The sequence below is a fragment of the Reinekea marina genome (genome assembly GCF_030409715.1).
Lineage (GTDB): Bacteria > Pseudomonadota > Gammaproteobacteria > Pseudomonadales > Natronospirillaceae > Reinekea > Reinekea marina.
Genome location: NZ_JAUFQI010000001.1, coordinates 1,325,779 through 1,341,262 on the forward strand (window position 1 = coordinate 1,325,779; position 15,484 = coordinate 1,341,262).

Sequence of the window (15,484 nt, forward strand, 5' to 3'; positions counted from 1 at the left end):
ATGTCTTGGACAGGAATTTTATTAAATATTATTTTGACGATGGTACTCATGTGGTTAGTTGCTTGGACTTTGTTGCCATGGGGTTTTGGAATAACCAATTTTAAAGCCAGCCACGGGGCAATTCTTGGTGTCATTGGTTCTGCTAGCTGGATAGGGTTGCTGTTGGCTCATATTGTCGCCATTGTTTGTGTTTGGAAACCATTTCTATCGATGAAGTGGGTGTTCTTAGGGCTGTTAGCAGCGCATGTTATTTTTGGTGTCCTGTTTGGTCGTGATGTGGGTACGGCTTAATTATAATTGCTTGCAAATCTTTATAAATGCATCGGCGGCTAATGAATTCAGCCTTGGTCGATAGGTGATTACGGAGTAATCACTGTGAAGTTGATGGTTTATTTGAGGAACATCCAAAATACACAGCTCACCTCTATTCAACTCTTCCTGGACATTACTACTTAATAAAACACCAATTAAATCACTATTCTTGATGGTAGTGATCAGCAATTGAGCGCTATTGCAGTGATAATTGAAGTACTTGGCTACATTATTGGATGTTAATCCTAGCCTCTGCATGAACACTTGGGTGGCCACTTTACTAATACTACCCAGTGGGTAATTGATTAAATCCTTTGCATCCAATTTTTCTTTGTTTTCGAGCGGATGACCTTTTCTTGCAATCGCAATAGCTGGAAATTTAGTTAACGGTTCTTTGACTAGGTCGTGATCGCCACTAATGGCCATAGGATCAGTAATCAGAACATCTAAATCGCCAATAGAGAGTTTTTCGATCAGCTTTTCTGGGTCATCGACACTTAGGGTTAATTCAATATGAGGGAAATCTTTTAAAAATTTTGCACAGGCCACCGCACCAACATGGTCTGCTGGTAATGGTCCTGTACCTACACGTAAGTAGCCCGCTTGTAAGTTAGATAAGCGCCCTGTAGCTATTTCAAAATTCTCTATATTTTGTTGAACGGTTTGAGCATATTTAAGTAAATGCACTCCATGACTGGTTAATTCTAATGCTCGACGGCATCGATCAAACAAAATTAACCCTAATTCATGTTCTAGGCTTTGAATGCTGCGCGATAAAGCGGGTTGTGATATGTGAAGGCTTAGCGCAGCCTCATTAAAGCTTTTCGAATGTGCAACTTCAATAAAGTGCAGTAGTTTTTTAGAGTTGATCAATGTGTCGCTCCGCTATTTAAACATCGTTAGGTGTCTCTGTTTTACTAAAAAGTCGCATGGTTGCTCTATTCAGATTAGCCCAATTGTTTAACCTATACCTAATTTGCATTGAAATTATAATATTAATGCATTGGACTTATTATACTTCCTCGAAGATAATTTGGTGGAATATTGATCAGATTTAGTTCGAGTTCTGATCTTCATCCAATTTGAGAAAGGCAAATCAAGACGAAAGTTTTGACGCGCAAAGCATCCGACCTAAGCAGTTGCAAAAAACTGTACGGTAGCGGGGCTACCGCATTTAATCGCTAGCGAAGAATCAAAGTTCGAGCGACGGAATTGATTGCCTTTCTCTCAAAATTTTAATTAGAGGTGGCAATGTATATATCAACCAAGGTTCTCAAGCCTTTCTTGATTGCTTTTATATTCTCAGTAACAGGCTGTAGCGACCCAAAAAACTGGCAACTTAACGAACACAGCAATAATCAAACTACTCCGTCTGATGAGACGACTGAAAACCAACAAAATCAGGATGATGTTTCAGTTGAGTCATTTTTACAACAGCGGCCAATGAAATCTGTAATGCTATCTACTGAATATAGTTTAGTTGAAGATTTTACTGAAATTGAGTCTGAAGATTCGCCTTTGACGCTCGAGTTGCTAGAACAAGTTTCTGTAAAACAACACATGAACAGTAAGTTAGCAATAACGGCTTTAGGAGGTATTGAACCCAAGTATCGTGAGAGTACTTCCTCTGTTTACTACAATGTAAGCCTTGATTTCAAACTAACCCATTTATTTTGTCCAGAATACAAACTCGGTATCACTTATCGTCGAGGAGATTGGTGGGGCAATAGATACTATAAATTAATGAGAGCGGAAGATAATTTCATAATCGAACCTGAGCAGGATGCAACGGACATCGATTCCGCTGCGACGATTTGGTATAGCATTTCAAGGTTAGATGGACCGTCTGAAACGATAAAGTTTGTTGGTAGTAAAATAGAGCTATTTAAAGTAGAGGTGGTGGCAAAGTGTGATTTATTGGATTCTGATAACGACGGATTAGTGGATGCACGTGAGTTAGTGTTGGGCACTGATATAAACAATCAGGATTCCGACAATGATGGTTTGCTCGATGGAGAGGAAAGTAACTGGGGGCTTAACCCGCTCTCCTCTGTCGATGGTGCTAATCAAGATGCTGATTTAGATGGTATGAGCAACGCTGAAGAAATCGCAAGGGGTATTGGACCGCAAGGTTATGCGCCTACTGCTAGCGACGTAACAATCTCATCAGTTCCTGAAATAGGGCAAGCATTGCAAGTCTCATACTATTATAACGATCGTGATTTTTCTCCAGAATCCACTAGTCAAATAACTTGGTTAGTGAATGGTGTTGAATATAATCAAGACAGATATACACCAACTTCTGCAGATTTAGGGCAATTAATTCAAGTCTGCGTTACACCACTTGCTGAAGTAGGGCTGCCAAGAGTAGGTGTCAAAGTATGTACCGATGAATACCCAATCCAAGAATCACCAGAGAGTTGGAGCGGACTAGGACCGGTAACTCTTTCGGGGCGGCACGATGGTAAAGGTGTTGACTTAGTTGTACTCGGCGATGGTTTTAGTGCAGAGGAAATGGACAAGTTTAAGCAAACTGCGCTTAACTTTAAAAAAACATTCTTAGGCTTTAACGAAATCGCGCTGCACGATTCCGCTTGGAATATTCATGCCGTAGGGGTAATTTCTAACGAATCAGGTCTAACAGACCATAGTGTTGACCCTATTGTAGAAAAGGATACCTACTTTGAATCTTGCAAGGGCTGCGGAAGCTTAACTCGTATAGTCGCTGCCAATGGCACCATTGCTAAAAATGTCGCGGCACAGAACTTTCCGCAATACGATGCAATTATAGTTTTAGTAAATAGCACACGGTACGGTGGGGTCGGGGGCGGCGTGGCAACATCGACGGCAACCCCTACGAGTGCTGGCGTAAGCATTCATGAAATAGCACACTCCTTTGGACAATTAGCGGATGAATACGGTGGGACTTCTAAACCAAGAACAACGGAGCCTGTCAATGCAAACGTCACCATTAATAACGATCCAGATACAGTGAAGTGGAAACATTGGATTAACGCAACTCGTCATCTAAGTGAATCGGCAGGTAAAGTAGGTTTATTTGAAGGCGGTAACTATAGAAAAGAAGGTGTATGGCGGCCGACATTGAACTCACAAATGAATGGAGGCGGTAGTCAACCCTTTCATTCTGTAAACGCAGAAGCCTGGGCGCTTAGAGTCTATAGCACAGCGGGTGCGATTAGTTCTATTCGACCCAACAACAGTACTCCCTATTATCATGATAAAAATACGTTAGCTACTTACGCCATATCTTCGGTGTTCACGGAAAGTACTCAACGAATAGACTGGTATTTAGATGGTGTATTAATAAATAGTGGCTCTAAACGAACGTTTCAAATACCAACCAAAAAAGTAGGATCTTATGAAGTACTGGCTGTGATTACCGATGTTTCTGGTGGTATTTTGAAAGATACTGAAAAGGTAGCGAACACAGAAATTCAATGGCTTGCAGAGGCTCAGTAGAGGAAAGAGTGATGAAGAAGATAATTAACATTTTTTTTGGATTAGTAGTATTGATAGCAACTAGCGCATCAATTTCAGCTGATACACTTATGGTCCAAATCAGTGCAGATCCGAATAATATGCATATGGTCGACGCTTGGACTACACCAAGGCATATCGCTCACCAACAAAACTTGAGTGCAGGCTATTTTTTACGTGCAGTGGCCTTTAATAACACTGGCGGTAAGGTTTCAGAGTATGTTCTTGAAGATAAATGGTCGTTGCATGCCCTGCTCTCTGATAATAAAAAGTTGGACTTTTATCCACCCGAAAGTTACATATTAAAAATGAAAAATGCAGAGCAAATCGAAGTTGTAAAAGTGTTTCGTGGTCACATTAACCCAGAGAGCGATTCATTATTTCAATCGCTAGTACTTTCGCTAGATTCATTTTAATTTTATTTTTTTAAAGCCGCTTTCTACTTCAATTGAAGGCGGCATTAAATGTTAAGATGGGTGGACTGAAATCAGATTTTCTTTTCCTTGAGGATCAGAAGTTATATGTCGTACCGCTTCAGCTAGTACTGCTTTAGCCTCTACAAGTGAGCAGTTACTCTGGTTTGTTGATCCAAAATAATTGAGCTCCATATTCTGAAGCGAATTTCTTGCCTTAGGGGTTAAACGCCTTTTTAAATCTTCTGCCGTAGCGTTGTGGTGGCGCAACAATTTTAATAGTTCGGAATAAGCTTCTTCTACATTCTGTATCGATGGGTATCGAGTTTTTGTTGATTCTGTACTTGGCTTGGGCGAATCTCGTTTTAATAACCAAATGTTAAGGGCTATACTCATCAGTAACAATTTACTTGTTATAACCGATAACCAAATCCATAAGGTATTTACATTGCCAATAGTCGAATTATTGCTATTCGCTAAAATGCTTTGATTAGTAGACCCCTGCGAGAATGTAGGTTGGTTAGGTTCTAGAATGATAGTTCGTGAAGGCAGTGTCGCATACTCTAGTTGGTCGGAATTGATATTCCACCAAGGAACGCGCACTTCAGGTAAAGTAATGTTGTCTTTTGTTTGATTTTTAAATGACAAGGCTGCTATGTCTTTTCTAAACCCAGAATTATTGTCAGCATCTTTAAATATAGGGTTATCTCGATACAGTTGAATATTAGGCTGTTGCTTGATTGAAGTCAGTGGGTCTGGCAATAGATTAGCGCTGATTCCAGTGACATTTTGAGTGATACTCCAGTTTAAGTGTTCGTCGGCTTCCAGAGTAATATCGTTGTCTAAATTATCTGATATGGTTAGGCTTGAAACTGGTAACCAGTAGGCTCCAGCAGGGTAAGTTGAGGGTATAGGCTTAACAGTGATTTTTTCAGGTTTGGCGGACAGCGAAATCCTTTTTGCGGGTCGAGTACTGGATACTTGGTACTGACCATTAAATTCAATTTCGGGCAAACTAAACGCCCCTGCGCTTCTAGGAGTGAGCGGAATAGTTAAAGTATAAACGTTATAGCTTTTCCCTTCACGGGTTTCAACGCGTTGTTGTTCTTGCTGCTCCCCGGTCTCAAAATTTGGAAAACTAAGCTTAGTAAACTGACCGTTTAATGCTACGCGATAGGCCACTTCTATAGTTAAATAGAGTGTTTGATCTATATAGGGGGATGTATCGCTGACTGAAACATCATAAATAATGGCGTCGTCTTCAAGTGTGTTTGAGCGAGTTTTTGCGTCTTTGACATTGATAAAAAATGTGTCGCTTTGTTCGCCATTGACTGTAAATACAGGTATGCCTAATAGCCCCTTTTCTTTGGGAGCTAAACGAAATTGGTATTCGGTAACCGAAGTTCGCTGTCCATTTACAGAAGTGGATTGAGTGGATTGACCTCTAGAGACAATAGTAAAAATGCTTTCTAGTGCATTAACATCGGCACGGTTTAAATTTGCTGATGGCGATACGCTGACCGTAAGTAAAAAACTTTCATCTTCATATATGTCTAAGCGATCAGCTGTAACAGTGACATCAGCACTAACAACGGCAGCCAGCGTGAAAGTCGCAATTATAAAAAATATTATTCTAACCATTACCAAAGCGTTCCTTCATCGGAGGTTGGGTTTTGTTGATATTGATATTTGAATTTCTGCTGTGTCACATACCCAGGTGTAGTTTCTAATTGGTTGAGTATTGCATCAATTTGTTGCTGCGCTCTCAGCTCTTCTGCACTTTTTGGCGATTCTGAATCGAGACCTTCAGTGGCGTTTTTTGGAGGGTTATTTGATGGTTCTGAGCCTTCGCTTGCATCTTCGCGAGATTCTTCTTCAGCTTCGTCGGTATTCGATTCGGAAGGTTCGACTCGATTGCTATTTTCTGATGGCTGAGCGTTTTCACCAGACTTTGCGCTATCCTGTTGATTTTCAGATGGGTCTTTAGGCTTATCGTCATTCGTCGATTGCTCAGTATTTTCTTGTTCGGCGTTCTGCTGGGCTATAAATTCTTCAATGGTCTTTTTATTTTTAAGAGCACCGGTGTGATTTTCTATAGTTAAAGCGTTCTCATAGGCTGAAATAGCTTCTTCAAGTTTTCCTAGGTGGGCTAAACTATTGCCCAAGTTAAAGTAGCCAGAAGCCGTAGGAATAGATTCGAATGCAGTTACGGCCTGTTCGTAATCATTCAGTTCAAATGCCGCTTGCCCTTTTATTTCTGGGGAAGTAGCAATGTTGAGTGCGTTGTCGAATTGCTCAGCCTGTAAATACTTAATTGCTTGTTGATCTTTATTTAAAAATAAATTTTCGAATTCAAACGCTTCACTGTTTGATGGTATGGCGATGAAAAATAAAACACCCATAGCCGAAGCGAAATTAGGGAAGGCACGCAGCATTAGTGCGAACAAAATCATGATGGGAATAATCAGCCAATAACCCACTTCTTGCTCATTGGAGATATCGCTTTGTTGGTCGTACTTGCTTTGTAGTAAATCGATGGCTGGATCTTGCCCTAGAGTAATAGTTCGAAACCCAAGTTCTAGACCACGCGTCGCTATTTCATTCGAATTTGCTTTCGCTATCACCATGTTATCGCCATCAGTTAAAAAACCGTTGTCGTTGGGCAAGGGTATCGCACTGCCTTGTTCTGTTCCGACTACGGTTAGAAACTTATTAGAAGTTTCAGGCAATGAATTGGTTATTTTTTTTATGTGATGCTCTTGAATGTCGTCCGTTAACCAAAGTAAGGTGAGTGGTTGGCTTGGCAGTGACGCTAAGCGAGACTCTAATGCTTTAAATGCCAGCTCGGGTCTGTTTCCCAGTGAAGGCATCATAAATGGAGTAACAGGCGATAATTGAACTTCTAGCGTTTTAGAATCTTGGGTAAAAGGTGTTAGCCAATGTGCTGAGCCAGAATACAATATAACGGCGGTTTGATGGAAAAGTCCGCTCTGTGTCCAATCCAGCAGCATTCGTTTTGCACGTGTTAGCCTATCGGGTGTGATATCGGTACCTGCCATCGATAAACTATTATCTAAGATGACAACTAAGTTTCCTAAACTCGACACCTTAACATCACCATTTTTAATGGCAGGTCCGGCGAGTGCAAATATAGAAAGTGCCAACAAAATGGGTAAAAAACCATTATGCCTTTTGCTTCTTTGAATCTGGTCACCTGCAATGGCTGTAAAAAGTTCTGGTGAGATGATGTCGCTCCAGCTCGACTTAGGCTGATTATTCCGAAACCAATACCAAGTCGCAGGAAGTAGTAAGACCAGTAGCCATAACCATTCAGGTCTAACGAAGGTCATATTGATGGGTCCTCCGTACATTTAAAGCGGTTAAACTAAGTATTAGAATTAAAATGACAGAAAATAGCAAAGGCCAGTAATAAAGCTCCATTATGGTGCGTTGTTCAATACCCTCTGATTCAGAAGGCTCCAATGCATCAATGGTTTCAAAGATTGCTTTAAGTTCTGCGCTATTGGTTGCTCTAAAGAATTGGCCTTGGGTCGTTTGAGCGATAGCGGTTAGGGTTCTTGTATCGACTGGGTCCCCAAAGAATGCAGACCCTTGCCGTCCAAAGCCTATTGTATGAACGCGAATATTGCTTTGTTTTGCAATATTGGCGGCGTCTTGGGGAGAAACGCTGCCGGCCTTATTTTCTCCGTCGGTAAGCAAAACAATAACTTTATCGTCAGTATCAATTTCGCGTAAGCGCTGAACCGCGAGCGCCAAGCCATCCCCTATGGCTGTACTTTCACCCGCCATTCCAGGTAGCAGGTCGCTTAATATGCTTTCTACAGCTTTCACATCGGGCGTTAGAGGCGCTTGAATATCGGCAAACGATCCGAAAACGACCAGTCCTAAAAAGTCACCTTTTCTGTTGGCAGCGAAATTGCCAACAACCGATTGAACGGCTTGATATCGCGCAATTCGTTGGCCATTCCAAACCATATCGCGCTCTCCCATACTGCCGGAAATATCAACCGTTAGCATAATGCTGCGCCCCACGAGCGGCTGTGCAATGGGCTCTCCTATCCATTGTGGCCTTGCCAGTGCCAGCACTAACAAACTCCAGGCTAGAATGGCGGCTGCATTTCGCCAATTTAGATATGGGTATTGTTGGGTTTGAGATGATACCTCCCCAAGACTGGCTAAATAAGGGTGCGCAATAGCCTCGGAGCTTCGTTTTGGTTGAACGTTAACTTTAAACGCGGCTAACGGTACCAGCAAAAACATAAGAAGCCATGGCCATGCAAAAGTCATACACGCTGCTCCTGTGACCATTGTTTAATCAATTGCTTAACCTGTATCCAATCTACCGTTACGTTTGGGTTTTGAGCGTAGTGAGCATTCACCCAATTAGGTACTGTATCGAGATCCAACGTGCTTTTAATTTTATTAGCAAAAATTTGATTGCTGACACTGGCGTCGGCTGCAGCATTATCTTGTAAGACTTTTCGTAGTAATAAATGTACTTGGCTAAGTTGTTGATCTTTTGGGGCGGTTTTTGTTTTATTCAGGTGTTTTAAATAGCTTCGATATTTCGCTTTTTTAAACCAAACTCTCGCAATAATGGTTAGTACGATACAAAGTAACAACAGTAACAACCAATAGCCTATCGCAAGTGGCCACCAAGGTGCGGCGCTGACCGGGTCATTTGGAACCAGTTGAGCTAACAGCTCTGGTGGTACTTGTGTCGCTGAATTCATAATCGTTAAATGGACCATTGGCTTACATCCTGCCATTGAAACTGTTGGCTGATCGAATGAATAAACTGTCCATTAAACCCAACCGCGATTTCGCTTAGTTTATTTTGAAGCTCTAACGCCTGTTGTTCGTGCTGTGAACGTGCCTGTTGATTGCTAGCATTTATAAAAGTGGTTTTATTGTTGTGAGAGACTGCTAGCTGACCAGCTTTCGGGTACTGTAAGTCAAACTGATCGGTCACTTGCAACAAATTAACTCGATTGACGCGCTCATAGGGTATAGACATTTGAAGCTCATCTAAGTCATCTTGTAAAAAGTCTGAAAGTACCCAAAGGTTCGGGCGGCTGTGCCAGTGAGTTGGCCAGTTAAAAGAGGGTGCTGAGTCGAAAATTTTGAATTGGCTGGCTAACAGGTCGTGACACTCTATTAAGGTTTGGCAAGCGAACGCAGCTTGCGCTTTATTCGATACGGTCAATTCTTTCGATGTATTTCCAACTTGAATAATAATTCGAAGAGGGTGCTTTAGGTGTAAAAAGCGCCAAACTAAAAATGCCGCCCAATGCACCAGCATTACGGATTTTAAGCAGCGTTGCGTGCCAAAGAAGCAGCTGCTCGATAAGTTTAACCAAATGGCTTGTTCGGCATGTCTATCTTCTTCCATGACTCGAACGAAGGGTTGTTGCTTGCGTGCGGTTAGCTTCCAATCTATGCGCCTAACATCATCGCCCATTTGATAATGTTTCATTTCTATAAACTCTCGACCTTGGCCTCGAAACTTTGAACGTTGGTCTCCCGCTTTTCGAGAGCGGGTACGGTCATTGAACAGGCGTGCCGTATCGTGAGCCAATAATTGAAGTTGCAACAAAGAAGCCACATCGACATCAGCGCCTTTTATGGCAAAGGGTTCAATAGCAGCGGAAGCATTCATTAGATTACGGCTACCGAATCTAGTAATAAACGTATTATTGATGGCGCAGTATGGCCTTTCGCTTGCGCATTTAACGAAACCACTATGCGATGAGCTAATACGCGTATGGCGACACGCTGAACATGATCTGGCGTGACAAAGTCGGATTGCTCTAGCCATGCTAATGCTCGAGCCAACCTTTCAATAGCGATAGTGGCACGCGGTGATGCTCCGTAGTCAATGGCATCGTTTAATTCAGGGTTGAATAATTCTGGTTGTCGAGTCGCCTGTATCAACCTGAGTATATAGTGTTCAACAGCGTCACTGACGTGAATGTTATTTAACGCTTCTCTTGCATCGAGTAGCAACTGTAAATTCAAGGAGGTCAGTTCAGGCAGTTGGTGAGCTTGTTCCGCACGCGCCAGTTTTAATATTTTCTGTTCATCCTCGATGCTTGGGTAATCAAGGTTGACCTTCATAATGAAACGATCAAGCTGGGCTTCGGGCAGCGGATAAGTGCCTTCGTTTTCGACTGGGTTTTGCGTTGCCATGACAAGAAATGGATTCGGCAGGACGTGCGTGGTGCCGTTCACAGAAACCTGTTTTTCAGACATGGCTTCTAGAAGTGCCGATTGAACTTTCGCTGGGGCACGGTTGATTTCATCGGCCAATACTAGGTTAGCGAAAATAGGACCCTTCTGAAATTCAAACAGATGCTCTTCAACTCGATAAACTTCGGAGCCCGTAACATCGGCTGGCATTAAGTCTGGCGTAAATTGAATACGTTGAAATTCGCCGTGAATTGAATCGGCTAGGGCTTTAACTGCGGTGGTTTTTGCCAAGCCCGGAGCACCTTCAACTAGCAAATGTCCATCAGCAAGTAGACTGAGCAACAAAGACTCTATTAGCTCATCTTGCCCGATAATACGGCCATCGAGAGAGTGTCTTAATTGATTAATAGCGTGTTGAGCATCCATAGTTAAGGTTCTTTATGATTCAAAAAAGTGTAATGACGCTAAATTATGAGCCTATAGCTCACTTTTCAAGGATGTTTACCGGTTAATTTCAAAAAATTTAGCAATTTTTTTAAACTTTTTCATAGCTGAGTAAAATTCACTTATACACGCGGCGCGGTAGAGAATTTAACCCTCATACACTGTTTTCATGCCGCGAAACTAGAGCCAAGGCTAAGACAGATGAGGAATAGTTAACTACTAGGGTCAACCTTAATAGGGTGGAGCTAAGGCAAGGGCAGGGTTCTGCTATATTCAAACTTCAACTTTATCAATGACTGAGTATTATGCGTTGATCAAAATTCAAACCATAATAAAAATCGCGAGATTTTAACCGATTCACAAGTAGATGGATGATCCTACAATGCCAAGTAAAAAGTCTGTAGCGCCAACGCCTGCTCTGACCGCTGAACAGTTTAAAACGTCAGTCGTTAAGCATTTACGTACCACTTTAGGTACTTATGAAGAGAAAGCCTCAAAGCAAGCTTGGAATAAGGCTCTCGCAGCAGCGATCAATGAATTTGTATTTGAAGGCGTTAGCCGCACACGTAAGACCCATGCCAATGTCGGTGCTAGAGCTGTACATTATTTATCGCTCGAGTTTCTTATGGGTCGCCTAATGTCGAATAACTTACAAAACTTGGGTTTATACTCAGTGGCGGAAGAAGCACTGAAGAGCCTGGGGCTTGAAATTGCCGATGTCCTCGAAGAAGAGCCTGATATGGCGCTGGGCAACGGTGGCTTAGGTCGTTTGGCGGCTTGTTTTATTGATTCAATGGCTACGCTTAGCATTCCGGCTGTAGGTTATGGCATCCATTATGAGCATGGACTATTTCGCCAAGAGTTCCATAAAGGTCGCCAAGTTGAACGGCCAGATCAATGGCGTGAGTTTGGTAATCCTTGGGAAATCTGTCGCCCAGAGTCTGCTCAAGTCATCAAATTATATGGCTATGTAGAAACGGTTTATGAACAAGGCAAGCTCTCAAAAGTTTGGCATCCTGGGCGCACTATTCGTGCCATTCCATGGGATATTCCAGTAGTAGGCTATGGTGGTCAGAATGTGAACGTTTTGCGCCTATGGGAATCAAGAGCCGATAAATTTTTTGATTGGGATGTATTCAACTCAGGTGGTTATGTTGATGCCTACTCAGAATCTGTAGAAGCCGAAACCATATCAAAAGTTCTTTACCCCAACGATGAAACGGATGCAGGTAAAGAGCTTCGCCTTATTCAACAGTATTTTTTCAGTGCGGCATCAATTGCTGATGTTATGCGACGCTATAAAGCGGCAAACGGTGAAGACTTGGCAAATTTCGCAAAACTAAATGCGATGCAGCTTAACGACACCCACCCAGCCATTGCGATTCCTGAACTGATGCGTGTGCTCGTTGATGAAGAAAATTTTGCCTGGGATGAAGCTTGGGCAATGACACGCGAAACTTTCTCCTATACGAACCATACTTTACTCCCTGAAGCATTAGAGAAGTGGTCTTTAAAGCTCATCGAAAAAGTATTACCGCGTCATATGGAAATTATTCTGGAAATAAATAGCCGATTCTTGACTCAAGAAGTAGAGACTATGTGGCCAGGCAACAATGACATAAAACGGAAGCTTTCGATTGTCGAAGAAGGCGCAGAACAAATGATTCGCATGGGTAATTTGTCGGTTATTGGCTCCCACACTGTAAACGGTGTAGCCCAGATACATTCCGATTTAGTTAAGAAAGATTTGTTTCCTGAATTCGACGCGCTGTGGCCCAATAAGTTTGTAAACGTCACCAATGGTATTACTCCTCGACGCTGGATGAAAGCTTGTAACCCTAGGCTGTCTGCTTTAATTGAGCAACATATCGATACCGATTGGCCACGGTATTTAGAAAAGCTAACGGGCTTAAAGCCTTTGGCTGATGATCAAGCATTTCAAGATAGCTTTATGGCCGTTAAACATGAAAACAAAGTTGATTTTGTTAAAGAAATAAAAACACTGACCGGTGTAGATGTGAGCGCCGATGCCATCTTTGATGTGCAAATTAAGCGTTTGCATGAATATAAACGCCAGCATTTAAATTTATTGCACATTATGGCGTTGTATCGTCGAGTGTTGATTGATCCAAATTACGATATGCATCCAAGAGTATTTATCTTCGGTGCTAAAGCGGCTCCAGGCTACAAAATTGCGAAAGAAATTATTTTTGCGATTAATAAAGTGGCCGAAAAAATTAACAATGATCGCCGCATCAATGACAAGATAAAAGTTGTATTTTTGCCGAACTATCGTGTATCGCTCGCTGAAAAGCTAATTCCAGCGGCTGATGTTTCCGAACAAATATCATTGGCAGGTAAAGAAGCTTCAGGTACCGGAAACATGAAGCTTGCATTAAATGGTGCCATTACCATTGGTACTATGGACGGCGCAAATATTGAGATTGCTGAAGAAGCTGGTTCCGATAATGTTGTTATTTTTGGAATGGAAGTTGACGATGTCGTCGCGCTAAAAAATAAAGGGTATCACCCTGCAGATTATTATCGTAGTAACGAAGAGCTAAAAGCGGTGTTGGATTGGTTAGAAGGAGACTTCTTTACCCCTGGTGAACCTGGGTTGTTGGCAGAGGTGAAACGTAACTTGGTCGAGAGTGATCCATTTATGGTGTTACCAGATTTTGAATCTTATTGTGAAGCTCACCAAAAAATTGATGCGCTTTATCGTGATAAAAAAGCTTGGGCAAAGGCCGCTATTTTAAATACAGCCAGCTTGGCTAAGTTCAACTCAGATCGTTCTATTCAAGATTACGCGCAAAATATTTGGCACGTAAAAGGTGTTGAAGCGAAGTCTTAGTAGTTGCTCTTAAAAGCTATACCCTCAAAGGCGCTAAGGCGCCTTTTTTATTTTCAGGCTAGCAATACGAGAATTAAGGCTGTGTAGTTTTAATAGTTGTAAGGTCAAGGCCGTACCTGAAAGTGTTACTACCATGCCTAAAATGAGCCTTAACGTGAGTGATTCGTCGAGTAGAAATATCCCCCAGCTCACAGCAAACAAAGGCACGAGTAGCGTCACATTTGAAGCAATGAACGCACCGGCTTCCTTCATGATCTTAAAGAAAATGATAAAAGCGACGCCAGTCGAAGCGACGGCTAGTAGCAATGCACTGGCCCAGGCTTGAGTACTTGGGTTGGTCGTTGGCCAGAAATAAAGGCCAGGTACTAATAAGATAAGGGAGGAGGCAAGCATACTCCCAACCGTTATTTCGATGGCACTTAGATGGCTTAACGCATGCTTGGTGTAGTTTCCTGCAAAACCATAAGAAAGTGCCGCCATTAACCCCGCCGCTATGGCCCAACCTGTGCCTAAGCTGCCAAAGCTCATTTTATCAGACGACAAAATGCCAACACCCAGAACGGCTACAATTAAACCTAGAATTTGGCTAGGTTTAATGGCGGTGGCAAAAAACAGCGCGGCGACTAAAGCCGTGAAAATTGGCGTTGTGGCATTTATGAGCGAGGTAAAGCCAGATTCGAGTGAAAGTGCTGCATAGGAAAGGGCGACAAAAGGTATTACATGGTTAATCAAACCCAGTAATAGCAGTGCTTTGGCGTTTTTGATTATGGCTTTTAGCAAAGAAACTTTGAAGAAAAAAGGCAGAATAGCCAGAACGCCGACAGACATGCGAATAAATATTAGGCTAACAGGGCCAAACTCTGGAGCTCCCACACGCATAAATAGGAACGAAGCGCCCCAAAGGGCAGAAAGAACCAACAGTAAACTCAATGACTTTGGTGACATAAGGGCTTTTATTTCCTATTGACGATTCACAATAAAACGTGGGCTCTGGTATGCTGGAGCCATTACAAAAAAGACTAGGATAAACGACTCATGAAACAAGCGCTATTCGATATTCGATGTGAATGGGGAGAACAAGGAATGTTATCGTTACACGATGCTTGTGATGTGATCATTGTTGTCGATGTTCTTTCTTTTTCTTCTTGTATCAGCATCGCTGTAAATCAAGGTGCAATCGTTTATCCGACAAAAATGGATTCGGAAAAGGCCAGTGCTTATGCTGCGCAGCTTAACGCAGATTGTGCGGTAAAGCGCGACACAGCGGTTAAGCAGGGAAAACTCAGTCTATCTCCTAAGTCATTCCAGTCGATTAAACCCGAACAAAAAGTGGTTTTGCCTTCTCCAAATGGCGCGACATTGAGTTTAATGGCCAATGAGACCCCCGTATTGTGTGGCAGTCTTAGAAATGCTCGAGCAACGGCGGCGGCGGCCATGCACCTAGGTTCTCGTATTGGTATTGTGCCAGCGGGCGAACGTTGGCCTGACAATTCTTTGCGACCAGCTTGGGAAGACCTCATTGGCGCGGGAGCGATCATCAATGAGCTTGATGGTCAGCGATCACCCGAGGCAGCCGTAGCTGAAATGGCCTACTTAAGTGTGACCGGTGAGTTAGACGCGAGAATGTTTGAATCTGTGTCGGGGCGGGAGTTAATAGATCGAGGTTTTAAAGAAGACGTGCAACTGGCTTGTGAAGAAAACTCCGATGCCTATGCTGCACGCCTTGTTGATAACGCTTTTGTGCAATTTTAAC

General features: G+C 42.5%; 15 protein-coding genes and 1 riboswitch. Of the genes, 6 read left to right on the forward strand and 9 right to left on the reverse strand.

Annotated elements, in window-relative coordinates; all coding sequences use genetic code 11:
• Window positions 1-291, forward strand: a complete 291-nt coding sequence (locus tag QWZ13_RS06930) for a hypothetical protein (protein ID WP_290281114.1) — start codon at window positions 1-3, stop codon at window positions 289-291.
• On the opposite strand, the gene QWZ13_RS06935 is transcribed toward QWZ13_RS06930, so the two are convergent.
• Window positions 292-1,185, reverse strand: a complete 894-nt coding sequence (locus tag QWZ13_RS06935; protein ID WP_290281115.1) for a LysR family transcriptional regulator — start codon at window positions 1,183-1,185, stop codon at window positions 292-294.
• A gap of 56 nt (window positions 1,186-1,241) precedes the next feature.
• Between QWZ13_RS06935 and QWZ13_RS06940 the strand changes: the two genes are divergently transcribed.
• The 3 genes from QWZ13_RS06940 to QWZ13_RS06950 all read left to right on the forward strand — a co-directional run bounded on the left by QWZ13_RS06940 (window position 1,242) and on the right by QWZ13_RS06950 (window position 4,226).
• Window positions 1,242-1,370, forward strand: coding sequence for a hypothetical protein (locus tag QWZ13_RS06940; protein WP_290281116.1), 129 nt, complete (start codon window positions 1,242-1,244; stop codon window positions 1,368-1,370).
• Window positions 1,371-1,392: 22 nt separating this feature from the next.
• Window positions 1,393-1,485, forward strand: a riboswitch (cyclic di-GMP riboswitch).
• A gap of 78 nt (window positions 1,486-1,563) precedes the next feature.
• On the forward strand, window positions 1,564-3,792 hold the full coding sequence (locus QWZ13_RS06945; protein WP_290281117.1) for a M64 family metallopeptidase: 2,229 nt from the start codon (window positions 1,564-1,566) through the stop codon (window positions 3,790-3,792).
• A 50-nt stretch (window positions 3,793-3,842) separates the two neighbouring features.
• The gene (locus QWZ13_RS06950; protein WP_290281118.1) at window positions 3,843-4,226 is read left to right on the forward strand and encodes a hypothetical protein; all 384 of its coding nucleotides are present in this window, start codon (window positions 3,843-3,845) and stop codon (window positions 4,224-4,226) included.
• A 51-nt stretch (window positions 4,227-4,277) separates the two neighbouring features.
• Here QWZ13_RS06950 and QWZ13_RS06955 read toward each other — a convergent pair whose 3' ends face one another.
• The 7 genes from QWZ13_RS06955 to QWZ13_RS06985 all read right to left on the reverse strand — a co-directional run bounded on the left by QWZ13_RS06955 (window position 4,278) and on the right by QWZ13_RS06985 (window position 11,154).
• Window positions 4,278-5,864, reverse strand: a complete 1,587-nt coding sequence (locus QWZ13_RS06955) for a BatD family protein (RefSeq protein ID WP_290281119.1) — start codon at window positions 5,862-5,864, stop codon at window positions 4,278-4,280.
• Window positions 5,864-7,573, reverse strand: coding sequence for a VWA domain-containing protein (locus QWZ13_RS06960; protein WP_290281120.1), 1,710 nt, complete (start codon window positions 7,571-7,573; stop codon window positions 5,864-5,866). Before QWZ13_RS06960 ends, QWZ13_RS06955 begins: the two co-directional genes overlap by 1 nt.
• The gene (locus tag QWZ13_RS06965; protein ID WP_290281121.1) at window positions 7,560-8,552 is read right to left on the reverse strand and encodes a vWA domain-containing protein; all 993 of its coding nucleotides are present in this window, start codon (window positions 8,550-8,552) and stop codon (window positions 7,560-7,562) included. Before QWZ13_RS06965 ends, QWZ13_RS06960 begins: the two co-directional genes overlap by 14 nt.
• On the reverse strand, window positions 8,528-8,995 hold the full coding sequence (locus QWZ13_RS06970; RefSeq protein WP_290281122.1) for a DUF4381 family protein: 468 nt from the start codon (window positions 8,993-8,995) through the stop codon (window positions 8,528-8,530). The genes QWZ13_RS06965 and QWZ13_RS06970 overlap by 25 nt, the downstream gene beginning before the upstream one ends.
• The gene (locus tag QWZ13_RS06975; protein WP_290283300.1) at window positions 8,983-9,903 is read right to left on the reverse strand and encodes a DUF58 domain-containing protein; all 921 of its coding nucleotides are present in this window, start codon (window positions 9,901-9,903) and stop codon (window positions 8,983-8,985) included. The genes QWZ13_RS06970 and QWZ13_RS06975 overlap by 13 nt, the downstream gene beginning before the upstream one ends.
• Window positions 9,903-10,859 (reverse strand): AAA family ATPase, encoded by a 957-nt coding sequence (locus QWZ13_RS06980; RefSeq protein WP_290281123.1) that lies wholly within the window; start codon window positions 10,857-10,859, stop codon window positions 9,903-9,905. Before QWZ13_RS06980 ends, QWZ13_RS06975 begins: the two co-directional genes overlap by 1 nt.
• Before the next feature lie 172 nt (window positions 10,860-11,031).
• Complete coding sequence (locus QWZ13_RS06985) at window positions 11,032-11,154, reverse strand: hypothetical protein (RefSeq protein ID WP_290281124.1); 123 nt, start codon at window positions 11,152-11,154, stop codon at window positions 11,032-11,034.
• A 90-nt stretch (window positions 11,155-11,244) separates the two neighbouring features.
• Between QWZ13_RS06985 and QWZ13_RS06990 the strand changes: the two genes are divergently transcribed.
• On the forward strand, window positions 11,245-13,731 hold the full coding sequence (locus QWZ13_RS06990; protein ID WP_290281125.1) for a glycogen/starch/alpha-glucan phosphorylase: 2,487 nt from the start codon (window positions 11,245-11,247) through the stop codon (window positions 13,729-13,731).
• 33 nt (window positions 13,732-13,764) lie between these two features.
• On the opposite strand, the gene QWZ13_RS06995 is transcribed toward QWZ13_RS06990, so the two are convergent.
• Complete coding sequence (locus QWZ13_RS06995; RefSeq protein WP_290281126.1) at window positions 13,765-14,676, reverse strand: DMT family transporter; 912 nt, start codon at window positions 14,674-14,676, stop codon at window positions 13,765-13,767.
• 90 nt (window positions 14,677-14,766) lie between these two features.
• Here QWZ13_RS06995 and QWZ13_RS07000 point away from each other — a divergent pair, with 90 nt between their 5' ends.
• Window positions 14,767-15,483 carry a 2-phosphosulfolactate phosphatase gene (locus tag QWZ13_RS07000; RefSeq protein ID WP_216001165.1) on the forward strand — a complete coding sequence of 239 codons (717 nt, stop codon included), beginning with the start codon at window positions 14,767-14,769 and terminating at the stop codon, window positions 15,481-15,483.
• The last annotated feature ends 1 nt before the right edge of the window (window position 15,484 follow it).

Excerpts from the sequence above, each read along its gene's own strand:
- QWZ13_RS07000 (WP_216001165.1), top strand. The coding sequence starts at position 14,767 with ATGAAACAAGCGCTATTCGATATTCGATGTGAATGGGGAGAACAAGGA.
- QWZ13_RS06930 (WP_290281114.1), top strand. The coding sequence starts at position 1 with ATGTCTTGGACAGGAATTTTATTAAATATTATTTTGACGATGGTACTC.
- QWZ13_RS06975 (WP_290283300.1), bottom strand. The coding sequence starts at position 9,903 with ATGAATGCTTCCGCTGCTATTGAACCCTTTGCCATAAAAGGCGCTGAT.
- QWZ13_RS06965 (WP_290281121.1), bottom strand. The coding sequence starts at position 8,552 with ATGGTCACAGGAGCAGCGTGTATGACTTTTGCATGGCCATGGCTTCTT.
- QWZ13_RS06940 (WP_290281116.1), top strand. The coding sequence starts at position 1,242 with ATGGTTGCTCTATTCAGATTAGCCCAATTGTTTAACCTATACCTAATT.
- QWZ13_RS06960 (WP_290281120.1), bottom strand. The coding sequence starts at position 7,573 with ATGACCTTCGTTAGACCTGAATGGTTATGGCTACTGGTCTTACTACTT.
- QWZ13_RS06970 (WP_290281122.1), bottom strand. The coding sequence starts at position 8,995 with ATGGTCCATTTAACGATTATGAATTCAGCGACACAAGTACCACCAGAG.
- QWZ13_RS06990 (WP_290281125.1), top strand. The coding sequence starts at position 11,245 with ATGGATGATCCTACAATGCCAAGTAAAAAGTCTGTAGCGCCAACGCCT.
- QWZ13_RS06995 (WP_290281126.1), bottom strand. The coding sequence starts at position 14,676 with ATGTCACCAAAGTCATTGAGTTTACTGTTGGTTCTTTCTGCCCTTTGG.
- QWZ13_RS06955 (WP_290281119.1), bottom strand. The coding sequence starts at position 5,864 with ATGGTTAGAATAATATTTTTTATAATTGCGACTTTCACGCTGGCTGCC.
- QWZ13_RS06945 (WP_290281117.1), top strand. The coding sequence starts at position 1,564 with ATGTATATATCAACCAAGGTTCTCAAGCCTTTCTTGATTGCTTTTATA.
- QWZ13_RS06980 (WP_290281123.1), bottom strand. The coding sequence starts at position 10,859 with ATGGATGCTCAACACGCTATTAATCAATTAAGACACTCTCTCGATGGC.